We start from the raw sequence: 23,369 nt of genomic DNA on the forward strand, positions 1-23,369 counted from the left end.
CCTGTGGCAGGCTGAACAGGTACCCGACACCCAGGAAGGGAGCCAGGGATGGCCGTCGAACCGCTGTCGCAGAAGGAGATCGAGGACCGGCTGGCCGAACTGCCCGGCTGGTCCATCGACGGCGACCGCATCGCCCGCTCCTACCGGCTCGGCTCGCACTTCGCGGCGACGGCGATGGTCGTGCACATCGCCCAGGTCCAGGACGAACTCGACCACCACTCCGACCTCACCCTCGGATACAACACGGTCTCGCTCACCGTGAACACGCACAGCGCGGGCGGTGTCGTCACCGAGAAGGACTTCGAACTCGCCCGCAGGGTGGAGGAACTCGCCGCAGGCCACGGAGCACACTGAGCCACGTGCTCGACTACGAGAAAGAAGCCGACGCCTACGATGCGACGCGCGGCGGCGAGGCCCGTGCCGCCGCGGCCGCCGAGGCCGTCCTCGGGCTGATACCCGACGGCGCCCACCGCCTCCTCGATGTCGCCTGCGGCACGGGCATCGTCACCCGCCGGCTGGCCGCGGCCCGGCCCGGCATGCGGGTCACCGGCGCGGACCTGGCCCAGGGCATGACCCGGATGGCCGCCGCCCGGCTGCCCGGGGCGGTGGTCCGGGCCGACAGCCGCCGCCTGCCCTTCCCCGACCGCACCTTCGACGCCGTGACCAGCGTGTGGCTGCTGCACCTGCTGGACCACCCCGCCGACGCCGACCGCATCGTCGCCGAGTGCGCCCGCGTCCTCAGACCCGGCGGCGTCTACGTCACCACCGTCGACAAGGCGGCCGCGCACGACGTCGGCAGCGACCTCGACGCCGTCCTCGCCCCGCGCCCGCGCCGCCCCGCCCAGGACGCCGCCGGCGCGGTCGCCGAGCACGCCGCCCGGCACGGTCTGCGTCCCGCCGGACATACGTCCTTCCGCGGCCTCGGACAGGGCCGCAGTCCCCGCGGCACCATCGCCGACCTGCGCCGCGGCTGGTTCACGGTACTGCCGCCCGGCGACCCGCTGACCGAACGGTTCGCCGAGCGGCTGGCGGCCCTCCCGGACCAGGACCGGCCCCGCGCCGACCCCTGTTTCAGCCTGCGCTCGTTCCGGAAGCCTCCAGCCGGGTGAACTCCATGATCCAGTTGGCCACCCAGGTCTCCCCGCCGTCCACCGAGAAGGCCTGCTCCCAGCGGGCGGCGGCGGGGGAGACCCTCGACCACACGAACCGCACCCGCACGTCCTTCCCGTCGTGCGTGTCGTCGCCGTAGAACTCGCCCCGGTCGCCCGCGAACCGGCCGACGACCGGTGGGAACAGCTTCCCGCTGCGGCTGGATGACCAGTTCAGCGACCACTGACGGTTCTCCTGGTCGAACAGCCGCAGGGTCAGCCCCTTGGAGCCCAGGTGCGGTATGTCGATCTCGTCGATGTTCGCGGCCCCGTCGAACAGGGACCAGCAGCGGCTCGTAGCCCGGAACTCCACCCAGCCGCTGTCCGGATCGAGGAAGTCCGTGCGGCGGCGATGGAGGACGGTCCATTCGCCGTGGAAGAAGTCGAAGTCGTGCGCGCTGCTCATGAGCGGTCTCCTGTGGTTCCTTCGGGCAGGGTGTCGGCCAGATAGGCGGCCAGGTCCGGGCGTTCGGGTGCGAGCATGTGGCGCACCCACGCGTCGCGTTCGTGCAGGATCGGCGGCAGTTCCCAGACGCAGCCGATCCACGGCAGGCCGGGCCGGACGAAGTGCGTCGGGTCGTCGTCGGGGCAGCCGAGCACCGGCTGGCCGGCCGCCGCGCCGCCGAAGTGCAGCACGTTGTCCCACACCCAGCTGTACGCGTTCAGATAGACGCCGTCGTCCCCTCCCCGGTGGAGGACGACGAACGTCGCCGGCGGCGTGCCGTCCGGTTCGGGCAGCAGCTCCGGCAGGATCGCGTACGCCGCCTTCTCCACCTCGGGCGCGATGCCCGCCGGGTCGGCGGTGACGTGGTAGCGCTTGACGCGCCGCCCGGCCACCTCGACCGGCGGCGGCACGGTCAGCAGTTTCTCCGTGAAGGCCATACCCGCACGCTAGGACGGCTTCCCTGACATCCTGTGTCAGTGAAGTCCAGCCGCCTCGTCTCGATCGTCCTGCTGCTGCAGACCCGCGGCCGGATGACCGCCGCCCAGCTCGCCGGGGAACTGGAGGTGTCGGTGCGCACGGTCTACCGGGACGTCGAGGCGCTCAGCGCGGCGGGCGTCCCGCTGTACGGGGACGCGGGCCACGCCGGCGGGTACCGTCTCCTCGACGGCTACCGCACCCGCCTCACCGGCCTGACCACCGGCGAGACCGAGGCCCTCTTCCTCGCCGGAGCCCCCGGCCCCGCCGCCGAACTCGGCCTCGGACCGGTGCTGGCCGCCGCCCAGCTCAAGGTCCGCGCCGCCCTGCCGCCGGAACTGCGCGCCCACGCCGACCGGATCAGCTGCCGCTTCCACCTCGACGCGCCCGGCTGGTACGCGGACGCCGACCAGGCACCGTACCTGTCCGCGGTGGCCGACGCCGTATGGAACAATCGTATACTGGATGTCGTATACCGGCGTTGGCGGGAACCCACCGACGTGGAGCGCCGCCTGGAGCCGTACGGACTCGTCCACAAGGCGGGCCGCTGGTACGTCGTCGCCGGCCCCGGCCCGCGCACCTACCGCGTCGACCAGATCCTCCGACTGACCGTCCGGGACGAGGAGTTCACCCGCCCCGACGACTTCGACCTGGCCGCGTTCTGGACGGCGTACCAGCGCGACTTCCATGACCGTCTGTACCGGGCCGAGGCCCTGATCCGGCTCGCCCCCGGCGCCCGGCTCACCGGAGCCGGCGCGGCGGCGGTCGCCGCGGGCGGCCGTACGGACGAGTCCGGATGGACACTGGCCGCCGTCCCCATCGAGTCCGTCGAGCACGCCCACGGGGAGTTCCTGCGTCTGGGCACGGACATCGAGGTGCTCGAGCCCGCCGAACTGCGCGAGCGGATCGCCCGGACGGCGGCCGAGTTGGCCGAGCGGTACGGCAGGTGCGGCAACTCCCGTGCGCACGGCGGCGACTGAGAAGCGAACCCGTCCCTCTCCGCAGGAGGTTCGTCTCATGCAGCACCCGCACCCCCGCACCCGGCACCGGCAGCGTGGCCGCCGTGCCGTCCTCGCCGCCGTGGTGGCCGCGGCGTCGCTGGTCGGCGCCGGACTGACCGCCCTCACCCCGGGCAGCGCCGAGGCCGCCACCGCCCGGCAGGTCGAGAAGCTGGACCGGGGCCTGGTCAGCGTCCACACCGACAGCGGCAACCTGATCAGCTGGCGCTGGCTGGGCACCGACCCGGACAACGTCTCCTTCAACGTCTACCGGGCCGGTACGAAGGTCAACTCCAGCCCGGTCACGGCCTCCACCGACTACTTCCACTCCGGCGCCCCGGCCTCCGCCGACTACACGGTCCGCGCCATCGTCAACGGCGTGGAGCAGGCCGACTCCGAGCACGCCCTCCAACTCCGCACCGGCTACAAGGACGTGCCCATCACCCCGCCCGCCGGCGGCACCACACCGGACGGCGTCGCCTACACCTACGACGCCAACGACGCCTCCGTCGGCGACCTCGACGGCGACGGGCAACTGGACCTGGTCCTCAAGTGGCAGCCGACCAACGCCAAGGACAACTCGCAGTCCGGATACACCGGCGACACCGTCCTCGACGGCATCACACTCGACGGCACCCGCCTGTGGCGCATCGACCTGGGCCGCAACATCCGCTCCGGCTCCCACTACACGCAGTTCCAGGTGTACGACTACGACGGCGACGGCAAGGCGGAGGTCGCCATGAAGACCGCCGACGGCACGGTCGACGGAACCGGCACGGTCATCGGCAGCGCGTCGGCCGACCACCGCAACTCCAGCGGATACGTCCTGTCCGGCCCGGAGTACCTGACCATGTTCAACGGGCAGACCGGCAAGGCGATGCAGACCGTCGACTACGTCCCCGCACGCGGCACGGTCTCCTCCTGGGGCGACTCCTACGGCAACCGCGTCGACCGCTTCCTGGCGGGCACCGCCTACCTGGACGGCTCCCGCCCCTCACTGATCATGGCCCGCGGCTACTACACCCGAACCGTGATCGCGGCCTGGGACTGGCGGGGCGGCACCTTCACCCGACGCTGGACCTTCGACACCAACTCCTCCACCAACAGCGGCAAGGGCTACGACGGACAGGGCAACCACCAGCTGTCCGTCGCGGACGTCGACGGCGACGGCAAGGACGAGATCGTCTACGGCTCGATGGCGGTCGACGACAACGGCTACGGTCTGTGGACGACGAAGAACGGCCACGGCGACGCCATGCACGTCGGCGACCTCGATCCGTCCCGGCCCGGCCTGGAGGAGTTCAAGGTCGACGAGGACTCCTCGAAGCCGGCGTCCTGGATGGCGGACGCGAAGACCGGGCAGATCCTGTGGTCGACGGCGGCCGACGGGGACAACGGCAGGGGCGTCTCGGGAGACGTCTGGGCGGGCAGCCCCGGCGCCGAGTCCTGGTCGTCCCACGCCGACGGGGTGCGCAACCCGCAGGGCACCGTGGTGGCTAGCCGCAAGCCGGGCAGCATCAACTTCCTGAGCTGGTGGGACGGCGACACCGTCCGTGAACTCCTCGACGACACCCACATCGACAAGTACGGCACCTCGTCCGACACCCGGCTGCTGACCGGATCCGGCGTCCACTCCAACAACAGCACCAAGGCGACTCCGTCCCTGTCCGGGGACATCCTCGGCGACTGGCGCGAGGAGGTCGCCTGGCCCACCACCGACAACACGGCGCTGCGCATCTACTCCACGCCGTACGAGACCGGCACGCGCATCACGACGCTGCTGCACGACACCCAGTACCGCACGGCACTCGCATGGCAGAACACCGCATACAATCAACCGCCCCACCCGAGCTTCTTCATCGGCGACGGGATGGCGACGGCACCGAGGCCTGCGGTATACACCCCCTGAGCCGGTAAATGACGGCTACACCGATCTTGGGCACACTTTCATTACGAGGAGTTCACACTGGGGCCTGGGTGAGGGATGATTCATCACTCAACGATCATCCCTGGGGGGACCAATGAGCACCAACATCACGCCACCGCCCATGCCCGGATAGGGGCCGGCCGTTCCGCCGCCGGTGCCGCCCAAGAAGACGAACACGGTCGTCGTCGCGACCGCGGCAGCCGCCATCGGCGCCGTGGTCGCGGCAGCGATCACCGCTGGTGTCGCGGGAGGCGACACGGCGGCCGAGCCGAGCCCCACCGTGACCGTCACCAGGACCGTCGGCGAGGACGACAGTGCCGCCGCGGCCGACGAAGAGGCCAGCCCCACGCCCGACGAGACCGACGACGGGGTCTACGCCCTGACCGACACGGTCACCTACGAATCCGACGTCGAAGTCAGCCTTTCCGGCTTCAAACGAACCGTGTCCGGCGCCTATGCCGATCCGGAGAACACGTCGTACGTGGGGTTCACGGTGAAAATCAAGAATGGCGGCAGCAAAACCTTCGACGCCACGATGCTCACCGTCAACTGCTCCTACGGCAAGGACGGGCACAGCAGCGAAGAAGTCTACGATTCCGACGCGGGTCTGAACGGCGGACCGGACACCAAACTCCTCGCCGGCCGGTCCATCAATGTGCCCTGGGGTTGCGAACTTCCCAAGAACCAGAAGCTCATCCAGATCGAAGTCACCCCCGACTTCGACTCCGAGGCCGCGATCTTCACCGGCTCCGTCAAGTAGCGGACGGGGCGCGTGCCCGCCGTGGCACGCGCCCCCGGTCGTCAGGTGACCGTGCAGCTCTGGTCGCCCAGCTTGAACGACGTCGGTTTCGTATTGGCGCCCGACCAGCTCCCGGTGAAGCCGAAGCCCACCGAGGAACCCGCCGCCACCGTGCCGTTCCAGCTCACGTTCTTCGCGGTCACCGCCGCGCCCGACTGCGTGTAGTCGGCGTTCCACAGCTGGGTGACCTTCTGCCCCTCGGCGAAGGACCAGCCGAGTGACCAGCCGGTCCAAGCGGTCGAACCGGTGTTGGTCAGCTGGACATCGGCCTGGAAGCCGCCCGACCACTGGTTCGTGATCTTGTACGTCACCGCACAGGCACCGGCCGGCGTCGGATCCGAACCGCCACCGCCACCGCCGTCACCCCCGCCTCCGCTCGTGTCGGAGGTGTCGCCGTAGACGACCCCACGCCCGTTCGTCGACACGTACACCCGCCCGTACACCCGCGGGTCACCCGTGATCGCCGCACCCGTCCAGCCCCACTGATGGGTGTCGTCGTTGATACGGGTCCAGCTCACCCCCTTGTCGGTCGACCGGAAGATGCCCCGCACCCCGCCGATCTTCGCGCTGGTGTACAGCGTCTGGTACGAGGCCCCCGTCGCCGCCTTGCCGAAGCCGATCGTGTCGGCCTGCTCGACGTTCGACAGCTTGGTGAAGCTCGCGCCGCCGTCCGTCGAGTGCCACAGCCCGTACGCTCCGTCGCTCGCGCCGCCCGCCAGCCACACGTCGCCCTGGACACCGGGCAACGCCTTGAAGCGCACGCTGTCACCGCTGGGCAGCCCGGTCGCCGAGGAAGCGGTGAAGCTCGCACCGCCGTCCGAACTCACGTAGAACTTCCCCGACTTGAAGCCGTAGAACGTCTTCGGATCCACCCGGTCGGACTCGACGACCGCCCCGGACGGAATCCCGCTCGACGCCGACCAGGACGAACCGAAGCCCGTCGTGTACTGCACGCCCGTACCCACCGGACTCCACACGAACCGGCTGCCGTCGGCGCTCGCCGCCACCGTGCCGCCGCCGCTGACCCCCGAAGGATCCGTGCCCGCGAACCAGTTGGCGCCGTTGTCGGTCGAGAACGCCACGTGCGGACCGGAGTCCAGATTGCCGACGCGCACAACCGTGTTCGGGTTGGTCTCCGCGAAGTCCAGGCTGGTGGTCGTGGTGAAGGTGGGCGAGGTGAACATCATCGACGGCACCTTCGTCAGATCCGTGTGCCGGAAGCCGCCGACGTCACCCAGGGCACTGAAGAGCTGGGCGCCACCGGACGGGGGAGAGGCGAGGTCGTTGACGGCCGTCTCCTCCAGGCCCTGCACCATCGGCTTGATGGTGAACTGCCCGCCGCTGTCCCAGTTCGTCAGGTTCTCGGTCCCGTACAGCGTCGCACCCGTTCCGTACATCATCCGCGCGGAGTTGAAGGGATCGATCTCCAGCGACTCCGTCATCCAGCCCAGCTTCGGGGTCTGTTCGGGCGGCGACGGGTTCGCGCCGAAGGTCAGCCACGGGGACGACGACACGTCGATGGTGTAGCGGTTCGAGCGGTTGGGGTACGACGTGTAGTCCCAGGCCTTCGTCCAGGTGCCGCCGCTGTCCGTGGAGCGGAAGATCTGGGTGTCCGGCCACCAGGAACTGTATGCGGTCGCCATCACCGTGCCCGGATGCTGCCGGTCGACCGTCAGCCCGCTGAAGCCGTAGTAGGTGTCGGCCTCGGCGACCGGGCTGACGTTGGTCCAGGTGCCGGTCGCCGTCGCGTACCGCCACAGCTGGCCCTTGTCGCCGTCGTACGGACCGCCCTTGTCGCTGTATGCGATGTACAGGTAGCCGTTCTTCGTATCCAGTACACCCTTGTGCGCCAGATATCCGGTCGGCTGCCCCGCCAGCCGCGACCACGTCGCTCCGGCGTCCGTCGACCGGTACACCGCGTTGTCCTTGTCCGCCACCCCGACGTAGATCGTCTTCGTCGCGCTCCCCGACGTACCCGTGGACTCGTCGAAGGTGACCCAGACGATCCCCTGGTTGTCACTGGCGTACCCGGTCGTGTCGCTCGGATCCTGCTGGTAGTTGCCGGGGTTGGGGAACGCCGTCACCTGCGACCAGGTCACCCCGGAGTCCGTCGACCGCCACAGTCCCCTGCCGCTGGGCGCGCCCAGATACAGGACGCTGTCCTTGTTGGGGTCGATCGCCAGGCGCTCGCCCATGCCCCGGCCGGGCATGTTGCCGCCCAGCTTGAACGGCAGGTCGGTCTTCTGCCAGCTCGCGCCCCGGTCGGCGGAGCGCAGCACCGCGCCGTTCCCGGGGTCCCAGCTGTTGGTGTACGTACCGACGGCCGCGTACACCTTGTTCGGATCCACCGCGTCCGAGGCGAGGCTGACGACGCCCGTGTGGCCCCAGTCGTTCCAGCCGACCGAGTCCAGCAGCGGGGTCCAGGTCTTCGTCGACTCCTGCCAGCGGTAGGCGCCGCCGATGTCCGTGCGGGCGTAGACCAGGTTCTTCTCGGAGCGGTTGAACACGATGCCGGGGACGAAGCCGCCGCCGTCGATCCGGGCGTTCTTCCAGGTGTAGGTGTCGGCCGCGAGCGTCACCTTCGGTGTGCTCGCGGCCAGCGCGGGCGGGCTGCCCGCCAGCAGGCCGGCGGCCAGGGCCAGAACTGCCGTGAGAATACGGGTTCTTCGCACGGTGGGGGTCCTTCCTTCGGGGAGGAGGGCGTGACGACCGGGCGGCCCCCCGTGCGGGTGGGGACCGCCCGGTCCGGCGTACACGGAGCGGTAGCGGGGACCTATTCGAGGAGCTCCGCGTACGAACCCATGGCCATGGCGATGTCCGCCTGGGCCCAGAACCGGTGGTACGTGAAGACGGGCGCGGCACCGCCCGCGAGGTAGCTCGAGATCTTCGACCAGGCCGGGTCGTTCTTGTAGAAGGACCTCAGCGAGATGAAGGTCGAGGACGAGCTGATCGCGTCACCGTTCGGCATCTTGCCGCTCCAGCCGCTCGGCACGTACACGCTGTCGTCGAAGCGGTTGTAGTCGGTGCGGGTCTCCGGGACGGCGATGCCCAGGCTGTCCTGGTAGTTGTTCCACATGCCGTCCAGCAGCGCCTTGGCCGTCGACTTCGCCGTCGCGTCACCGGACTTGGCGGCGTAGTACGTCAGCGTCTTGGCGTAGGCGGCCGCCACGCCGACGTCGTTGGTGTAGTCGGCGACGGTGACGTGCAGCCCGCTGTTGGCGCCGGGGGAGGAAGCGTTCCAGGTGTCGGGCTGGCCCGACCACTGGAGCGTCGACGGGATCAGATAGGTGCCGTCCGGGTTGATCGTGGTCTTGGACAGCGCCCACTTGACCCACTTGTCGAGGACCGTCTTGGCGTTGGCGTTCCCCGTCTGCTGGTAGTACTCGGCGACCCGCTCCATCGACCACGCCTGGAAGCCGAACCACTGGTTGGACGGCGGGTCGTGGTAGACGGGCTCCCAGTCGTAGTACATGCCGTAGAAGGTCGACGTTCCCGACGGCGGGGTCGCGTACCGGCCCTGCCAGCTGTTGGTGGCGCCGCCCGCGATGGCGCCCTCGGAGGACTGCAGCCACTGGTAGAACTCCAGCTGCCGCTGGAGCGACTTGCTCCAGTCCGTCGCACCCGTCGCCGACTTCGGCTTCAGGTCGGCGTAGGAGCTGAGCGCGTACGCCGCAAGGGGGTTCTGGTAGCCGCCGTGCACGTGGCTGGAGCCGATGCGCCAGGCCCAGCCCGCGCTGGTGTCCGTCGCGCCGCCCCACGCGTAGTACCAGGACAGCAGGTAGTCCGAGGCGTCCTTGCCGGTGCCGGCCGGGCAGGAGGAGGTCCCGGCACAGTTGCCGATTTTCTTGAAGTACTTGTCGTACATCGCATACCGCAGGTAGTCGCCCATCTTCGCCGCCTTGGCGACGGTGGCCGACACATCACTGCCCTTGCCCTGCGCCTTCGCCCAGACGTCCGCCCAGTACGCGGCCTGCACCGCGCGCGCGTCGGCGTCCGGGGCGTCCGTGTACTTCCACTGCTTGGCGTAGGAGGAGTCGCCGGTGAACAGGTCCAGGTACCCGTTCGTGCCGCCGTACTTGAAGGCGTCGCAGGTCGGCTGCGGCACCGTCTCCCAGACCGACTCCTGCGGGCCGCGCTGGAAGGTGTTGATGTACGACGGTCCGGTGGCCGTCGGGCCGGCCTCGCACTTGCCGGGCTCGTTGCCGTAGCCGTAGACGTTGTCGACGTCCTGAAGCCAGTGCATACCGTAGACGTCGTCCGTACCGTATGCGGTCTTCAGTTCACCGGCGATCGGATCCGATCCGACCGGCACCGACGTGTCCAGCTTCGCCGGATACTCGTTCGGCGTGTCCAGTTCGGGCGCGTACGTCGCCGGCTTCGAGGCGTTGTAGAAGGAGTTGGTCGGCTGGTCGGCGTGGGTCGGGATCATGTACTTGTCCATCAGATCCCAGGCGCCGTTGAACTTCGACCAGTCACCGGTGACCTTGCCGTACATCGCCTGGAGCCACAGAAGGTAGCTGTAGGCCTCCGACGTGGTCTCGTGCCCCTGGTCCGGGGCCTCGACGATCAGCGTCTCGACCGAGTGGTAGGGGATGCCCTCGGGGGAGAAGTAGCCGTTCGCCGGGTTGGTGATCTTCCCGTACAGATCCAGGAAGCGGGCGTCGTACGCCTTCGACGCCGCCAGCTCCGTCACGGTCACCGTCGCCTTGGTGTGGCCGGTCGCCGAAGCGGTGAAGGTCGCCGCGCCCGTGCCCGAGGAATCGGCCGTGATGGTCACCGTCTGCGCGGTGTTCCAGTTGGACGGAGTGAACGTCAGTGACGATCCGCCGGTCACGCTGAGACCCGTGTTGCCGTCCGTACGGGCCACGCTCACCGAGACGTTGGCGCTCGGCTGCGTCGACAGCTTCACCGAGAACGTCCCCGTCTTGCCCTGCTGGACGCCCAGTTGGGTGGGCGAGGCCACCACGGCGGGACCCGAGGCGACCGTGATGCCCACCGGCGTGGACTCGGCGGCGGCGCCCAGGCTGTCGTAGGCCTTCGCCACCAGAGAATGACTGCCCACGGTCAAACTTGAGACCGAGAGCGAGTACGGCGCGCTGGTGTCCGTGCCCAGCAGCGTGGTGTCGTCGTAGAACTCCACCTTGCTGATCGTCGCGTTGTCCGCGGCCGCCGCGGTCGCCGCCAGCGGCACCGCGTCACCCTGCGTGTAGACCGCGCCCGCGACGGGGCTGGTCAGCACGGCGAGGGGCGGCTGGTGCGCGCCGGCACAGGTGGTGCCGTTGACCGCGAAGCCGGCGGGAGCGGTGTTGGTACCGCTGTAGGTGAACTGTGCGCCGGTGCTCACGGCGGCGCCGGCGGCGATCGTCCCGTTGTACGAGGCGTTCTGCACGGTGACGGACTGGCCGGACTGGGACCAGGTGCCGTTCCAGCCGCTGACGAGCTTCTGGTTGCCCGTGTACCCGTACGTCAGGGTCCAGCCGTCGATGGCGTCCGTGCCGCGGTTGGTGAGGGTGAGGTCGGCGGTGAAGCCGGAGCCCCAGTCATTGGTCTTGTAGTCGACGCTGCACTGAAGAGCCGCCGCGTGCGCGGGTGCCGTTCCCGTGGCGAGCATCGACAGGGGAAGGGCGAGCGCCGCGCCGACGGCCGTCCACAACCGTCGCGCGGCTCTGCGCCTCCGTCCAAGATGCATGTGCTGGTTCCTCCTTGCGGCTCGGAAGAAGTCAAGGCTTGAACCAGTGGGAGCGCTCCCATAGTGGGGACGGGGGTGTGAACGGTCAAGGTGCTTGAAGAGTCGAAAAGATTCGACGGATCCGGTTGAGGAAAAGTCAAGCGGCTCCTCTGTCCTTTGCCGGTACTTGGCGCTACCTTCCTTCGCACCAGTGGGAGCGATTCCGTTCAGTCGACGCGTCCGTCACGACGCGCCCGAGCTGTAAGGACTCGCTCATGCGACACCCCCCGCGTTCAGTACTTTTAGCCGTCGCCGGTGCGGTCACGCTCCTCGCGAGCGTGGCCGTCCCGGTGGTCACGGCACAGGGAGCCACACCCGCGTGCACGGTGGAGTACTCCGTCACCAGCCAGTGGGACACCGGCTTCCAGGGCGCCGTGAAGATCACCAACAACAAGGCCGCGCTGAGCAGTTGGACCCTCACCTTCGACTTCGCGAACGGCCAGAAGGTCACCCAGGGCTGGAACGCCAAATGGTCCCAGTCCGGCACCACCGTGACCGCGGCCAACGAGAGCTGGAACGGCTCGCTCGGCACCGGCGCCACCATCAGCGCCGGGTTCCTCGGCTCCTGGTCGGGCAGCAACGCCGTACCGACGACGTTCAAGCTCAACGGGACGACCTGCAACGTCGACACGGACCCGACCCCCACACCCACCGACCCGCCCCCGACGACCGGCAAGGCACCCGCCCTGCACGTCTCCGGCAACAAGCTCGTCGACGCCGACGGAAAGACACGCCGGCTGCTCGGCGTGAACCGCTCCGGCGGCGAGTTCATGTGCGTCCAGGGCTACGGCATCTGGGACGGCCCCGTCGACGACGCGGCCGTCGCGGCGATCGCCGACTGGAAGGCCAACGCGGTCCGCATCCCGCTCAACGAGGAGTGCTGGCTGGGCCTCTCCAACGTCAAGCCGGAGTACGCGGGCGCCAACTACATCAACGCGGTCAAGGACCTGGTGGCCCGCGTCGAGGCGCACGGCATGACGCCGATCGTCGAACTGCACTGGTCCTACGGCCAGTACACCGGCAACTCGGCCGGCTGCTCCGACGTGCACGCCACCTGCCAGAAACCGATGCCCGACATGCAGTACACCCCGTCGTTCTGGTCCTCCGTGGCCGGCACCTTCAAGGACGACCCGGCGGTCGCCTTCGACCTGTTCAACGAGCCGTATCCGGACCGGGCGACATCCACCACCCAGGCGTGGCAGTGCTGGAAGGACGGCGGCACCTGCCCCGGCATCTCGTACGAGGTCGCCGGTATGCAGGACCTCGTCGATTCCATACGATCCGCCGGCGCCAAGAACGTCATCCTGGCCGGCGGGCTCGCCTACTCCAACGACCTCAGCCAGTGGCTGACGTACAAGCCCACCGACCCCACCGGCAATCTCGCCGCCGCCTACCACGTCTACAACTTCAACACCTGCGCCAGTGAGAGCTGCTGGAACTCGACCCTGGCCCCGGTGGCGGCCCAAGTGCCGCTGGTGGCAGGAGAGATCGGCGAGAACACCTGCTCGCACGGCTTCGTCGACCAGGTCATGAAGTGGTTCGACGACCGGAACCTCTCCTACCTGGGCTGGACCTGGAACACCTGGGACTGCTCCTCCGGCCCGTCCCTGATCTCCAGCTACGACGGCACGCCCACCGCCTACGGCATCGGCCTGCGCGACCACCTGCGCGCCGTCAACCCGTAAGTCCGCACCGCAAGCCCACAGAAGGAACGACACCCGCAACTCCCGCAACGGAGAAGGAACCCGCACTCATGAGTCGTACCAGATCAGCGATGCTCGCCGCCCTGGCGCTGCTCGCCGGGGCCTCAGGGACGGCGTACGCGTCCGTCCCGTCCACGGACGCCGGCATCTCCGCCATCCCCTGCACCGTCGACTACAAAGTGCAGAACCAGTGGGACACCGGCTTCACCGCCGCCGTGACGGTCACCAACAACGGCGCCGCCAAGTCCGCCTGGTCCGTCAAGTGGTCCTACGCCGGCAACCAGAAGGTCACCAGCGGCTGGAACACCAAGATCACCCAGAGCGGCACCGCCGTCACCGCGAACAACGAGACGTACAACGGCACCCTGGCGACCGGCGGTTCGGTCAGCTTCGGCTTCAACGCCTCCTACAGCGGCACCAACGCGACCCCGGCCACCTTCACCCTCGACGGTGTCACCTGCAACGTCGACGACGGCGGCAGCGGGGGCGGCGGGGGCGGGGGCGGGGGCGGCGGTGGCGGCACCGGCAGCCGTGTCGACAACCCGTACGCGGGTGCCAAGGTGTACGTGAACCCCGAATGGTCGGCCAATGCCGCCGCCGAACCGGGCGGCAGCCGCGTCTCCAACCAGCCCACGGGCGTCTGGCTGGACCGTATCGCCGCGATCAACGGCGTGAACGGCGGCATGGGCCTGCGCGCCCACCTGGACGCCGCCCTCGCCCAGAAGGGCAGCAGCGAAGAGGTCGTCCAGCTCGTCATCTACGACCTGCCCGGCCGGGACTGCTCCGCCCTCGCCTCCAACGGCGAACTCGGCCCGACCGAGATCGACAAGTACAAGACGCAGTTCATCGACCCGATCGCCACGATCCTCGGCGACCCCAAGTACGCCTCGCTCAGGATCGTCACCACCGTGGAGCTCGACTCGCTGCCCAACCTCATCACCAACACCGGCAGCAAGGCCACCGCCACACCCGCGTGCGACACCATGCTCGCCAACGGCAACTACGTGAAGGGCGTCGGCTACGCCCTGCACAAGCTCGGCGCCATCCCCAACGTCTACAACTACCTCGACGCCGGCCACCACGGCTGGCTCGGCTGGGACGACAACTTCGGCCCGACCGCGACCCTGTTCAAGCAGGCGGCCACCAGTGAGGGGGCGACTGTAGACGATGTACAGGGCTTCATCACCAACACGGCCAACTACAGCGCTCTGAAGGAGAACAACTTCACCATCAACGACACGGTGAACGGCACCTCCGTACGCCAGTCCAAGTGGGTCGACTGGAACCGCTACGTCGACGAGCTGTCCTATGCCCAGGCCTTCCGCAACCAGTTGGTCTCCGTCGGCTTCGACTCCGGGATCGGCATGCTCATCGACACCTCCCGCAACGGCTGGGGTGGCACCGCCCGCCCGACCGGCCCCGGCCCGCTGACCAGCGTCGACACCTACGTCGATGGGGGCCGTTACGACCGCCGCATCCACGTCGGCAACTGGTGCAACCAGTCCGGCGCCGGCCTCGGCGAACGCCCCCAGGCCAGCCCGGCGACCGGGATCGACGCCTACGTGTGGATGAAGCCCCCGGGCGAGTCCGACGGCTCCAGCAGCGCCATCGCCAACGACGAGGGCAAGGGCTTCGACCGCATGTGCGACCCGACGTACACGGGCAACGCCCGCAACGGCAACAGCATGTCGGGCGCCCTGCCGAACGCCCCGCTGTCCGGCCACTGGTTCTCCGCCCAGTTCCAGCAGCTGATGCAGAACGCCTACCCGCCGCTGTCGTGACGCGGTGACGCCCAGGTGATCCGCCGGGTTCAGCCCTCCCGGGCCAGGCCCCGGCGGATCGCGAACTCCACGGCGGAGTAGTTCCCGTCCGCCCGCTCCAGCTCGTACGGCACCGCCGGGTCCAGTGACGGTTGTGCCATGAAACGGGGCTTCGTACCGTGATGCGGCTGGGCGGCGTGGACGAGGAACGGATGGCAGAGCCAGACGTCTCCGGGGCGGCCGGTGGCGTAAGCGAGGCGGCGGTGTGCGGAGGCCTCGACCAGACGCGGAGCGATCTCCAGGCTCGACACCCCCTCCTCACGGTAGGGCTCCAGCAGCCGGGGCACATCGAGGTGCGAGCCGACCCGGATGCGGGTCGGCGCGTTGTCCTCGGTCACCTCGGAGAACAGGAACAGCATCAGCAGCGCCCGGCGCCGGGACCGCAGGTTGGCGTAGGGCCAGGTCTCGCCCTCCGGGACGTAGCTCCCGTCGATGTGCCAGCCCGCGTCGTCCGGCTCGTCGTCGTGCGGGAAGCGCAACGGGAAGGCACCCAGGTGGTAGCGGGGCTCCCAGCGGCCCTCACCGACCAGCAGGTCGAAGGCCTCATGCAGCGCCGGAGAGTTGGCCGCGGCCGCGAACGGGCCCTGCGCCATGGCGAGCACCCAGTGCACCGGGTCCTTCCAGGTGCTGGGATCCTCCGGGTCGTACCCCGTCTCCTTCCACAGCAGCCGTGCGCCGTCCTCGGCGACACGGGCCGGGAAGGCGCCCTCGATCTTCACGAATCCGTCTTCGAGGAAACGCTCCACCAGTTCGTCACCCATCGCTGGATCCTCGGTGATCCCGGTTCCCGCCGCATCCCGTTTTTGCCGTCATGGCAACACCGCTGGCCAGCCGGCGGTGCGTCGGCGCAGTCTGGCGGCATCCGGAAGAGAGGCTGACCACCATGGCGCACCACCACGAGCAGGGCCCCCCGCACGGCCATCAGCACGGCCAGGGGCATGGTCACGGGCACACAGACATCGACTGGGCCGAGATGGGCCCGCAGCTGGAGAACCAGGCGGAACTGTTCACCCCCGTCTACGAGCGGGCCATGGCCTGGCTGGCGCGGGAAGTGACCGAACCCGGTCTGATCGTCGACGCGGGCAGCGGTCCCGGCGTCGTGTCGTGCCTGTTCGCCGAGGCGTTCCCGGGCGCGAGGGTCATGGCCGTGGATGTCGCCGAGCCCCTTCTGGAACGGGCCAGCGCCCGGGCGGCCCGGCAGGGCGTCGCCGACCGCTTCGCCACCCTCGCCGGTGAACTCCCGGGTGTACTCGACGAGTTGGAATACCCCGCCGACCTGCTGTGGGCCGGCCGAAGCCTGCACCACCTGGGCGACCAGCGAGCCGCCCTCACCGCCTTCGGGGACCGGCTGGCCCCCGGCGGCACCCTGGCCCTGCTCGAGGGTGGCCTGCCCTCCCGCTTCCTGCCCCGCGACATCGGCATCGGCCGGCCCGGACTCCAGGCGCGCCTCGACGTCGTGCAGGAGGAATGGTTCACGCGTATGCGGGCCGACCTGCCCGGCTCCGTCGACGAGACCGAGGACTGGCAGGCCCTGCTGACCGCGGCGGGCCTCAAGCACACCCGCACCCGCAGCTTCCTGCTCGACCTCCCCGCACCCGCGTCCGACCGGGCCCGCGCCTACGTCGCCGAGTCCCTTGCCCGACTCCGCGACGCGATCACCGACGGCCTCGACGCCGAGGACCGCGCCACAGTGGACCGCCTCCTCGACCCGGCCGACCCGGCGAGCGTGCACCGGCGGCCGGATGTGTTCCTGCTGGGGGCATACACGGTGCACACGGCTGTACGGCCCGTCTAGTCGATCGCATACACCGATCGCATACACCGATCGCGTACAGCGATTGCATACGGCGCACGGCGGATGTCGCCGTGTATGCGATCCGCGGTCGACTGGGTGTCCCGCGGTGCCCAACCCTCGTACCAGTGAGGGAACTTGACTTCGAGTCCCCTCCAAGTGATGAACTCGCCCGCGTCCGTCCGAAACGCAGGGGGTAACCATGACAGATTCTCCGGTCGCGCTCATCACCGGCGGCGGCAGCGGTATCGGCGCCGCTGTCGCCCGGCAGCTGCTGGATGCCGGGCACCGGGTCGCCGTCACCGGGCGCGGTGAGAAGAGGCTGCGGGAGTTCGCCGAGAGCCTCGGCAACCCGGACGGTCTGCTGACGTTCACCGGCAACGCGGGCGTGTACGAAGACATACAGTCGGCGGTCGACCGTACACTGAAAGCGTATGGCCGACTGGATACGGTCATCGCCAACGCAGGCCATGCCACTCACGACTCCATCGCCGACGGCGACCCCGCCGGCTGGACGGAGATGGTGCTCACCAACGTCCTCGGTCCCGCCCTCCTCATCCGCGCCTCCATCGACGCTCTGAAGGAGACCCGCGGCCGGATCGTCCTCGTCGGCAGCGTCGCCGGATTCGTGAACACGCCCGGCAACATCTACGGCGCGACCAAGTGGGCCGTGACCGGCCTCGCCGAGAACACCCGGCGCCAGGTAACGGAGTTCGGTGTCGGCGTCACGCTGATCGCCCCCGGCCGGGTGGAGACCCCCTTCTGGGACGGCAACGGCAGTCTGCCGCCGGGCCACCTGCTCACCGCCGACCAGATCGCCGACTCCGTGGTCTGGGCGATCCGGCAGCCTGCCGGCGTCGACGTCAACACCGTGGTCGTGCGGCCGATCGGGCAGCCCAACTGACGTACCGCGAGGTCCGGTGCCGCGCTCAGGCCGCGGCACCGGGCCCGCCTCCCCGCCCGGGCTCAGTTGTCGGCGAGGAACTGTTTCGCCAACTGGTCCCCGAGAGACACCGCCGCGCTGTGGCTCTCTATGGGTGAGACCTTCGAGTTCTTGAACAGGATGTACGTCACGCCGGAGTCGGTGCCGCCGGTTGCCGGGTCCGGGTCGATGCCGAGGGCCTTGGCGGTGGCGTACGAGGCTTCGCCGATGATCTTCGTGGGGCCGGTGTCACCGACGACCGCGTACTCGACCTTGTTGTTGTAGATGACGGCGACCACGCCGCCGCCCTTGATGCCGGCGCCGGCGTAGTTCCAGATGCTGCTGGAACTGGGGACGACGACATACGGCAACGACTCGGCCTTGAGCGGCTTGCCGTCGGACTGGTGGAAGGCGGTGTCGTCCTGGTACCAGGGGTCGCGGTCCTCGTTGCAGTTGGTGGTGCGCTGGCCGTCGCAGTCGATGTCCATGTCGGCCTTCCAGAACACCGCGCCGTTCTTGCCGCACACGGGGATCGTGGCCGACGTCTCGTCGTCGGTCTTGTACTTGCCGTTGGAGATCTGCGAACAGGACTTCACCTTGGCGAGCAGGTCGGCCGCGCTGACCGAGCCCTCCTGGGCGGAGGTCGGGCTGGTGGGGTTGCCGGAGGCGCTCGCGGGGAGCACTCCGGCGGCGAGCAGAGCGGCCCCGGAGGCCGCGGCGAGGGTCAGTGTTCGAAGGCGCACTGTGGGGGACCCTTCTGTTAGGAAAGTTTCCTTACTCGGGTGTCGTACAAAGTGGACCCGGCTGCATGTCCCCGTCAACCCCTGGGGTGTGAAGTCGGTCGCCGTGCCCTGATTGGCGGTCGTCCGGGCCGGGGGGAAGACTGGCAGTGTCCGGAATTCCGGACACGTGTACGACATCCCGGAGGCGACGAGCCATGTTCGTACGCAGCATCTACGCGACCGGCGATCCCGCGAAGATCGACACGGCGATCAGGGCGCTGAACTCGGAGGGCCGGGACCTGCTGGAAGAGCGCCCCGGATACCGCGGGGCGGGCGTCTTCGTGGACCGGACGCTGGGCAAGCTGCTGGCCGTGAGCTGGTGGGAGTCAGAGGAGGCCCGGCGCAACAGCGACGAGGTGATGCGTGAGCGGCGCGGTGCGCTGCTGGGGCCGTTCGCCGGAACGCTCGCGGTCGACAACGCCGAGGTGGCGGTCCTGCACGAGATCAGGCAGCCGCGGGTAGGTGGCGGACTGCGCATCACCAGGCTGGAGTTCGAGCCCGCCGACGCCGACCTGCTGGCCGACACGTTCCGGGCGTCGGTCGTGCCCCGGCTGGAGGCCATGGCGGGGCTGGCCAGGGCCGCCCTGTTCATCGACCGGGAGCGCGGACGAGGCCTGGTCTGGGCCCTGTTCACCGACCGCGATTCCCTCGCCGCCTCCCGCGCGGTCCAGGCCGCGGCCTGGCATGAAGGGGCGGCCAAGGCGCACGTGACCGTGACCGGGCTGGAGGAGCTCGAGGTCATCCACGCGGACGCGCAGGACTACTGAGGCCCCGTCACGCAGCCCGGCGCACGTCCGCCCCGCAGCATGGCGGGGCGGACGGTCGTACGGGGGGCGGGTGTCAGCCCATGTCGAAGGTGGCCGGGTCGGGGCCCAGGCGCCGGTCCTCGTTCAGCGCGCTGATCGCCGCGAGGTCCTCGGTGTCCAGGCTGAAGTCGAACACGTCGATGTTCTCCCTGATCCGGGACGGCGTCACGGACTTGGGGATCACGATGTTGCCGAGCTGGAGGTGCCAGCGCAGCACGACCTGGGCCGGGGTGCGGTTGTGCTTCTGGGCGATGGCCACGACCGCCGGGACCTCCAGCAGGCCCTTGCCCGAACCCAGCGGCGACCAGGCCTCGACGGCGATGCCGTGCTCGGCGTGGTACTCACGGGCCTCGTGCTGCTGCAGGTGCGGGTGGAGCTCGATCTGGTTGACGGCCGGCACGACCGAGGTCTCGGCGAGCAGGTGCTCGAGGTGCTCCGGCAGGAAGTTGGAGACGCCGATGGCGCGCACCCGCCCGTCGGAGAGCAGCTTCTCGAATGCCTTGTACGTGTCCACGTACTTGCCGCGGGCCGGCAGCGGCCAGTGGATCAGGTACAGGTCGATGTACTCGAGGCCGAGCTTGGCCAGGGAAGTGTCGAACGCGCGGAGGGCGGAGTCGTACCCCTGGTCGCTGTTCCAGAGCTTGGTGGTGACGAAGACGTCCTCGCGGGGGAGGCCGGCGGCGGCGATGGCCTTGCCGGTGCCCTCTTCGTTGCCGTAGATCGCCGCTGTGTCGATGCTGCGGTACCCGGCCTCGAGCGCCGCGGCGACGGCCTGCTCGGCCTCGTCGTCCGGCACCTGCCAGACGCCGAAACCCAGTTGGGGCATCTCGACGCCATTGTTCAGGATGATCGGGGGGACCTTGCTGCTCACGAGCTCTTGATCCTTCGGTTGTCGACAAGTGGTACTCCCATCGTCAACGATCACGGGCCGCGATGCATTCCTCACCGCCGAATCCGCTGGAACTGACCGGCGAGCCACCGCGGCGGACGGAGAATGGCCGGAAATGCATCCGACCTCATCGGTCCGGACCATTGACCGCGCCCTGCCATCCCGGGAATCTGGATCGCACCGCCAAACGCGTTGATGAACTCGGTGCATCTATGTGAACGGCCGTTCCGCACACGGGCTGATCTGCGCCTGAAGAACCCTCACCCTGAACCCCCACTCTCGGGAAGGCGGGTACGCAGCCATGAACGAAACCTGGCCGGAGCCCTGCCAGGCGGAACCGCTGGTTCTGCATACATCGGATGAAAAGCTCTGGCAAAGCCCTGGTTACCACCTCGTGGAGACCGCTCTCGAAGTAACCGCCCGCGCACTCGGCGACCGCTGGACCACCGCCCGACGCGCACCGTGACCACGACACCCGTACGCGCCGACCGCACCGCCGCCCCCTGGACGCCCGCGGAGTTCACCGAGCGGCCGCGGGCCGTCACCGCGGAGCGCCACCACGACCGCCATCCCTCCCGGCAGCGCGCCCAGGCACTCGACCAGCCGGGAGGTGTTCCACGGTTCCTCGCGGGTGAGGCCGGCCGCCTCGCCGAGTCTCAGTCGGCGTCCGATGCCACCCTCGCCGTCGGCCGTACCGTCCTGGTCGGTGTCGCGGGCTCCCTCGTCGACGCGGGTGCGGAAGCAGCGGTGGCCGCGCTGACCTTCAAGTGCGAGATGCTGTGGGCCCTGCTCGCCGAGCTCACACACGCCTGTCCGCTGCGCTGCGGCTACTGCTCCAACCGCGTCGAACTGGTCGGTCCGCCAGCCGAGTTGATGGCCGACGTGACCCTGCCGCGGCTGCGCCCTGCGCGCCATCGACCATGGCGGCGGCCGCTGCCAGACCTACGCGCTCACCGGTGACGCCGCCGTGCCGCCGCCCGCACCGCCCCCCGCCTGCCGGCAAGCCCCCGGCCACCACCTCGTACGCGACGTCGTGCACGGGCCGCGCGCTGACTCCGCACACGCAGACAGAGCGAACGCACGCCGGAAGATCGCGTACAGGGAGATTGCATACAAGCCAGGTCGCATACAGGAAGAGCACGCACCAAGAGGGAGGAACATGAGACGCCGACGTCTGCGGGCGGCGATCACCGCCGTCGCGGTCGCCACCGCCACCCTGGCCGCACTGCCCGCGACCGCCCCGACCCCGGCGGCGGCCGTGAGCCGCCCGGCCGCCGCGCGCGACTGGTCCACGGCCGTCGTCGACTCCACCATGGCCCGCTACACGCCGAGCACGATCGGCGGCTGGTCATACCCGGTCGGCCTGTACCTCTACGGCCAGTACCTCACCTACATCAGGACGCACGACGCCCGCTACCTCACCTACATCAAGGACTACGTCGACCGGTTCGTGAAGAGCGACGGCTCGATCAGCCAGTCGTTCAACAGCCTGGACAGCATGCAGGCCGGCCGCCTGCTGGTGATCCTGCACCACGAGACGGGCCAGGACCGCTACCGCAAGGCCGCCCGCAAGATCCGCGACCGCCTGAACACCTACCCGCGCACGAGCGACGGCGGCTTCTGGCACGCCGACAACTCCTCCCGTGCGCACCAGCTGTGGGCGGACGGCGTCTACATGGTGAACCCGTTCCTCGTCGAGTACGGCAGGGAGTTCGGGGACAGCGTGTATACGAACGACGAGGCCGCCAGGCAGCTGTACGTCTACGGCAGTCATCTGCAAGTGGGGAACGGGCTGCTCAGGCACGCCTACGACGAGTCGAAGAGCGCGAGCTGGGCGGACCCGCAGTCCGGGCTCGCTCCCGAGCACTGGTGCCGCGCGGTCGGCTGGTACTCGATGGCGATCGTCGACGTGCTGGACGCGATCCCCGCGAACCATCCGCGTCGCGCTCAACTCCTCGGAATCTTCCGCCGCCTGGCTGCGGGTCTGGAGAAGTACCAGGATCCGGCGACCGGACGCTGGTACCAGGTGATCGACAAGGGCGGCCGCGGCGACAACTGGACCGAGACGTCGTGCTCCAGCATGTTCACCTACGCCCTCTCGCGCGGTGCCCAGCGCGGATACATCGATCCGCACTACGCGGCCGTGGCGCGCCGCGGCTACGAGGGTGTGCTGGCGAAGCTCTCGGTCGGAACGGACGGCCGGACCGAACTCGCCGACATCTCCATCGGCACGAACGTGGGCGACTACGCGTACTACGTCGCCCGCACCCGGGCCGTGAACGACTTCCACGGCCTCGGGGCCTTTCTGATCATGAACGAGCAACTGCGAGGTGAATAATGTCATGAACACATCCAGAAGGGCGCTGCTCGGCGCCGCCATCGGGGGCGCGGCCGGCGCGGCCGTCGGCCTCCCCGCCGCGGGCACCGCACACGCAGCCTCCTGGCAGCAGCAATGGGCACCGTCGGCGAGCCGCGACGGACTTGCCGCCTTCGAGACCGTCGAGGACGACCGAGCCGACTCGGACCCGGCCGGGCAGCCGCACATCTTCGCCACCGGCGACAACTGGCGCTTCAACATGCATACGGTCGACCGCGACACGTCGACCGACCGCCAGCGACAGGAGGTCACCGGTCTGCGGACCGGCAGCAGCAGCTACCTGAAGTGGACCGAGGGTCAGACCTGGCGAATCACGTACTCGATGTACATTCCCGGCTCGCTCAAGGCCACGACGACCTTCACCCACATCATGCAGATGAAGCAGCCCGGCAGCGGCACCTCGCCGATCGTCGTCCAGTCGCTGCGCCGCGTGAACGGTGTGCAGACCATCGAACTGAAGCTGGCGATCGACGACATCCTGGTCGGCCGCACGGACCTCGAGCCGCTGCACGACAAGTGGACGGACGTCGACTTCCAGATCAAGGTCGGCAACGGCTCGTCCGGCTCGGTGCGCTGGATCCTCAAGTCCGGTTCCTCAACGGTCATCGACAAGTCGAAGACCGGCGTCGACACCTTCCTCGCCGACCGCGTGCGCCCCAAGTGGGGCATCTACCGCTCCCTCGGCGACACCTCCGGATCCCTGCAGAACACCTACCTCCTGCTGACCGACCTCCGCGGCTACCAACTCGTCTGAGGAGC

Annotated in this window: 21 protein-coding genes; 14 read left to right on the forward strand and 7 right to left on the reverse strand. The window is 69.2% G+C overall.

Going from position 1 to position 23,369, the window contains the following annotated elements:
• The first annotated feature begins 48 nt into the window (after positions 1-48).
• Complete coding sequence (locus ACWGJM_RS09895; protein ID WP_453411144.1) at positions 49-354, forward strand: 4a-hydroxytetrahydrobiopterin dehydratase; 306 nt, start codon at positions 49-51, stop codon at positions 352-354.
• Between the two features lie 5 nt (positions 355-359).
• On the forward strand, positions 360-1,109 hold the full coding sequence (locus ACWGJM_RS09900) for a class I SAM-dependent methyltransferase (RefSeq protein ID WP_453411145.1): 750 nt from the start codon (positions 360-362) through the stop codon (positions 1,107-1,109).
• Here ACWGJM_RS09900 and ACWGJM_RS09905 read toward each other — a convergent pair.
• The gene (locus tag ACWGJM_RS09905; RefSeq protein WP_453411146.1) at positions 1,072-1,554 is read right to left on the reverse strand and encodes a hypothetical protein; all 483 of its coding nucleotides are present in this window, start codon (positions 1,552-1,554) and stop codon (positions 1,072-1,074) included. The genes ACWGJM_RS09900 and ACWGJM_RS09905 overlap by 38 nt on opposite strands.
• The gene (locus tag ACWGJM_RS09910; RefSeq protein ID WP_453411147.1) at positions 1,551-2,030 is read right to left on the reverse strand and encodes a hypothetical protein; all 480 of its coding nucleotides are present in this window, start codon (positions 2,028-2,030) and stop codon (positions 1,551-1,553) included. The genes ACWGJM_RS09905 and ACWGJM_RS09910 overlap by 4 nt, the downstream gene beginning before the upstream one ends.
• Before the next feature lie 39 nt (positions 2,031-2,069).
• Between ACWGJM_RS09910 and ACWGJM_RS09915 the strand changes: the two genes are divergently transcribed.
• The 3 genes from ACWGJM_RS09915 to ACWGJM_RS09925 all read left to right on the forward strand — a co-directional run bounded on the left by ACWGJM_RS09915 (position 2,070) and on the right by ACWGJM_RS09925 (position 5,752).
• Positions 2,070-3,047, forward strand: coding sequence for a helix-turn-helix transcriptional regulator (locus ACWGJM_RS09915; protein ID WP_453411148.1), 978 nt, complete (start codon positions 2,070-2,072; stop codon positions 3,045-3,047).
• A 37-nt stretch (positions 3,048-3,084) separates the two neighbouring features.
• The gene (locus ACWGJM_RS09920) at positions 3,085-4,974 is read left to right on the forward strand and encodes a rhamnogalacturonan lyase (protein ID WP_453411149.1); all 1,890 of its coding nucleotides are present in this window, start codon (positions 3,085-3,087) and stop codon (positions 4,972-4,974) included.
• 232 nt (positions 4,975-5,206) lie between these two features.
• The gene (locus ACWGJM_RS09925) at positions 5,207-5,752 is read left to right on the forward strand and encodes a hypothetical protein (RefSeq protein ID WP_453411150.1); all 546 of its coding nucleotides are present in this window, start codon (positions 5,207-5,209) and stop codon (positions 5,750-5,752) included.
• A 41-nt stretch (positions 5,753-5,793) separates the two neighbouring features.
• On the opposite strand, the gene ACWGJM_RS09930 is transcribed toward ACWGJM_RS09925, so the two are convergent.
• A complete protein-coding gene (locus ACWGJM_RS09930) occupies positions 5,794-8,463 on the reverse strand; it encodes a cellulose binding domain-containing protein (RefSeq protein WP_453411151.1) in 2,670 nt (889 codons plus the stop codon).
• 101 nt (positions 8,464-8,564) lie between these two features.
• Positions 8,565-11,480: a glycoside hydrolase family 48 protein gene (locus ACWGJM_RS09935; protein ID WP_453411152.1), complete on the reverse strand. Its 2,916-nt coding sequence runs from the start codon at positions 11,478-11,480 to the stop codon at positions 8,565-8,567.
• Positions 11,481-11,734: 254 nt separating this feature from the next.
• Between ACWGJM_RS09935 and ACWGJM_RS09940 the strand changes: the two genes are divergently transcribed.
• Both ACWGJM_RS09940 and ACWGJM_RS09945 read left to right on the forward strand, forming a co-directional pair.
• Positions 11,735-13,204 (forward strand): cellulase family glycosylhydrolase, encoded by a 1,470-nt coding sequence (locus ACWGJM_RS09940; RefSeq protein WP_453411153.1) that lies wholly within the window; start codon positions 11,735-11,737, stop codon positions 13,202-13,204.
• Positions 13,205-13,272: 68 nt separating this feature from the next.
• On the forward strand, positions 13,273-15,003 hold the full coding sequence (locus tag ACWGJM_RS09945) for a glycoside hydrolase family 6 protein (protein ID WP_453411154.1): 1,731 nt from the start codon (positions 13,273-13,275) through the stop codon (positions 15,001-15,003).
• A 29-nt stretch (positions 15,004-15,032) separates the two neighbouring features.
• On the opposite strand, the gene ACWGJM_RS09950 is transcribed toward ACWGJM_RS09945, so the two are convergent.
• Complete coding sequence (locus ACWGJM_RS09950) at positions 15,033-15,803, reverse strand: phytanoyl-CoA dioxygenase family protein (RefSeq protein WP_453411155.1); 771 nt, start codon at positions 15,801-15,803, stop codon at positions 15,033-15,035.
• Positions 15,804-15,925: 122 nt separating this feature from the next.
• Between ACWGJM_RS09950 and ACWGJM_RS09955 the strand changes: the two genes are divergently transcribed.
• The gene (locus ACWGJM_RS09955; protein WP_453411156.1) at positions 15,926-16,837 is read left to right on the forward strand and encodes a class I SAM-dependent methyltransferase; all 912 of its coding nucleotides are present in this window, start codon (positions 15,926-15,928) and stop codon (positions 16,835-16,837) included.
• A 199-nt stretch (positions 16,838-17,036) separates the two neighbouring features.
• On the forward strand, positions 17,037-17,738 hold the full coding sequence (locus ACWGJM_RS09960) for an SDR family oxidoreductase (RefSeq protein ID WP_453411157.1): 702 nt from the start codon (positions 17,037-17,039) through the stop codon (positions 17,736-17,738).
• Positions 17,739-17,800: 62 nt separating this feature from the next.
• Here ACWGJM_RS09960 and ACWGJM_RS09965 read toward each other — a convergent pair whose 3' ends face one another.
• Positions 17,801-18,499, reverse strand: a complete 699-nt coding sequence (locus ACWGJM_RS09965; RefSeq protein WP_453411158.1) for a glycoside hydrolase family 75 protein — start codon at positions 18,497-18,499, stop codon at positions 17,801-17,803.
• A gap of 194 nt (positions 18,500-18,693) precedes the next feature.
• On the opposite strand from ACWGJM_RS09965, the gene ACWGJM_RS09970 reads away from it, so the two are divergent.
• Positions 18,694-19,305: a hypothetical protein gene (locus ACWGJM_RS09970; protein WP_453411159.1), complete on the forward strand. Its 612-nt coding sequence runs from the start codon at positions 18,694-18,696 to the stop codon at positions 19,303-19,305.
• Between the two features lie 73 nt (positions 19,306-19,378).
• Here ACWGJM_RS09970 and ACWGJM_RS09975 read toward each other — a convergent pair whose 3' ends face one another.
• Positions 19,379-20,215 carry an aldo/keto reductase gene (locus ACWGJM_RS09975; protein WP_453411160.1) on the reverse strand — a complete coding sequence of 279 codons (837 nt, stop codon included), beginning with the start codon at positions 20,213-20,215 and terminating at the stop codon, positions 19,379-19,381.
• Positions 20,216-20,534: 319 nt separating this feature from the next.
• Here ACWGJM_RS09975 and pqqA point away from each other — a divergent pair, with 319 nt between their 5' ends.
• From pqqA to ACWGJM_RS09995, 4 genes are all read left to right on the forward strand, one after another.
• The gene (pqqA, locus tag ACWGJM_RS09980; protein ID WP_453411161.1) at positions 20,535-20,699 is read left to right on the forward strand and encodes a pyrroloquinoline quinone precursor peptide PqqA; all 165 of its coding nucleotides are present in this window, start codon (positions 20,535-20,537) and stop codon (positions 20,697-20,699) included.
• Entirely contained in the window at positions 20,696-21,193 is a 498-nt protein-coding gene (locus ACWGJM_RS09985) for a hypothetical protein (RefSeq protein WP_453411162.1), read from the forward strand. Before pqqA ends, ACWGJM_RS09985 begins: the two co-directional genes overlap by 4 nt.
• 199 nt (positions 21,194-21,392) lie before the next feature.
• Positions 21,393-22,571, forward strand: a complete 1,179-nt coding sequence (locus ACWGJM_RS09990) for a glycoside hydrolase family 88/105 protein (protein ID WP_453411163.1) — start codon at positions 21,393-21,395, stop codon at positions 22,569-22,571.
• Positions 22,572-22,575: 4 nt separating this feature from the next.
• A complete protein-coding gene (locus tag ACWGJM_RS09995; protein ID WP_453411164.1) occupies positions 22,576-23,364 on the forward strand; it encodes a Tat pathway signal sequence domain protein in 789 nt (262 codons plus the stop codon).
• Positions 23,365-23,369 lie beyond the last annotated feature (5 nt).

Source organism: Streptomyces sp. NPDC054834 (genome assembly GCF_053611185.1).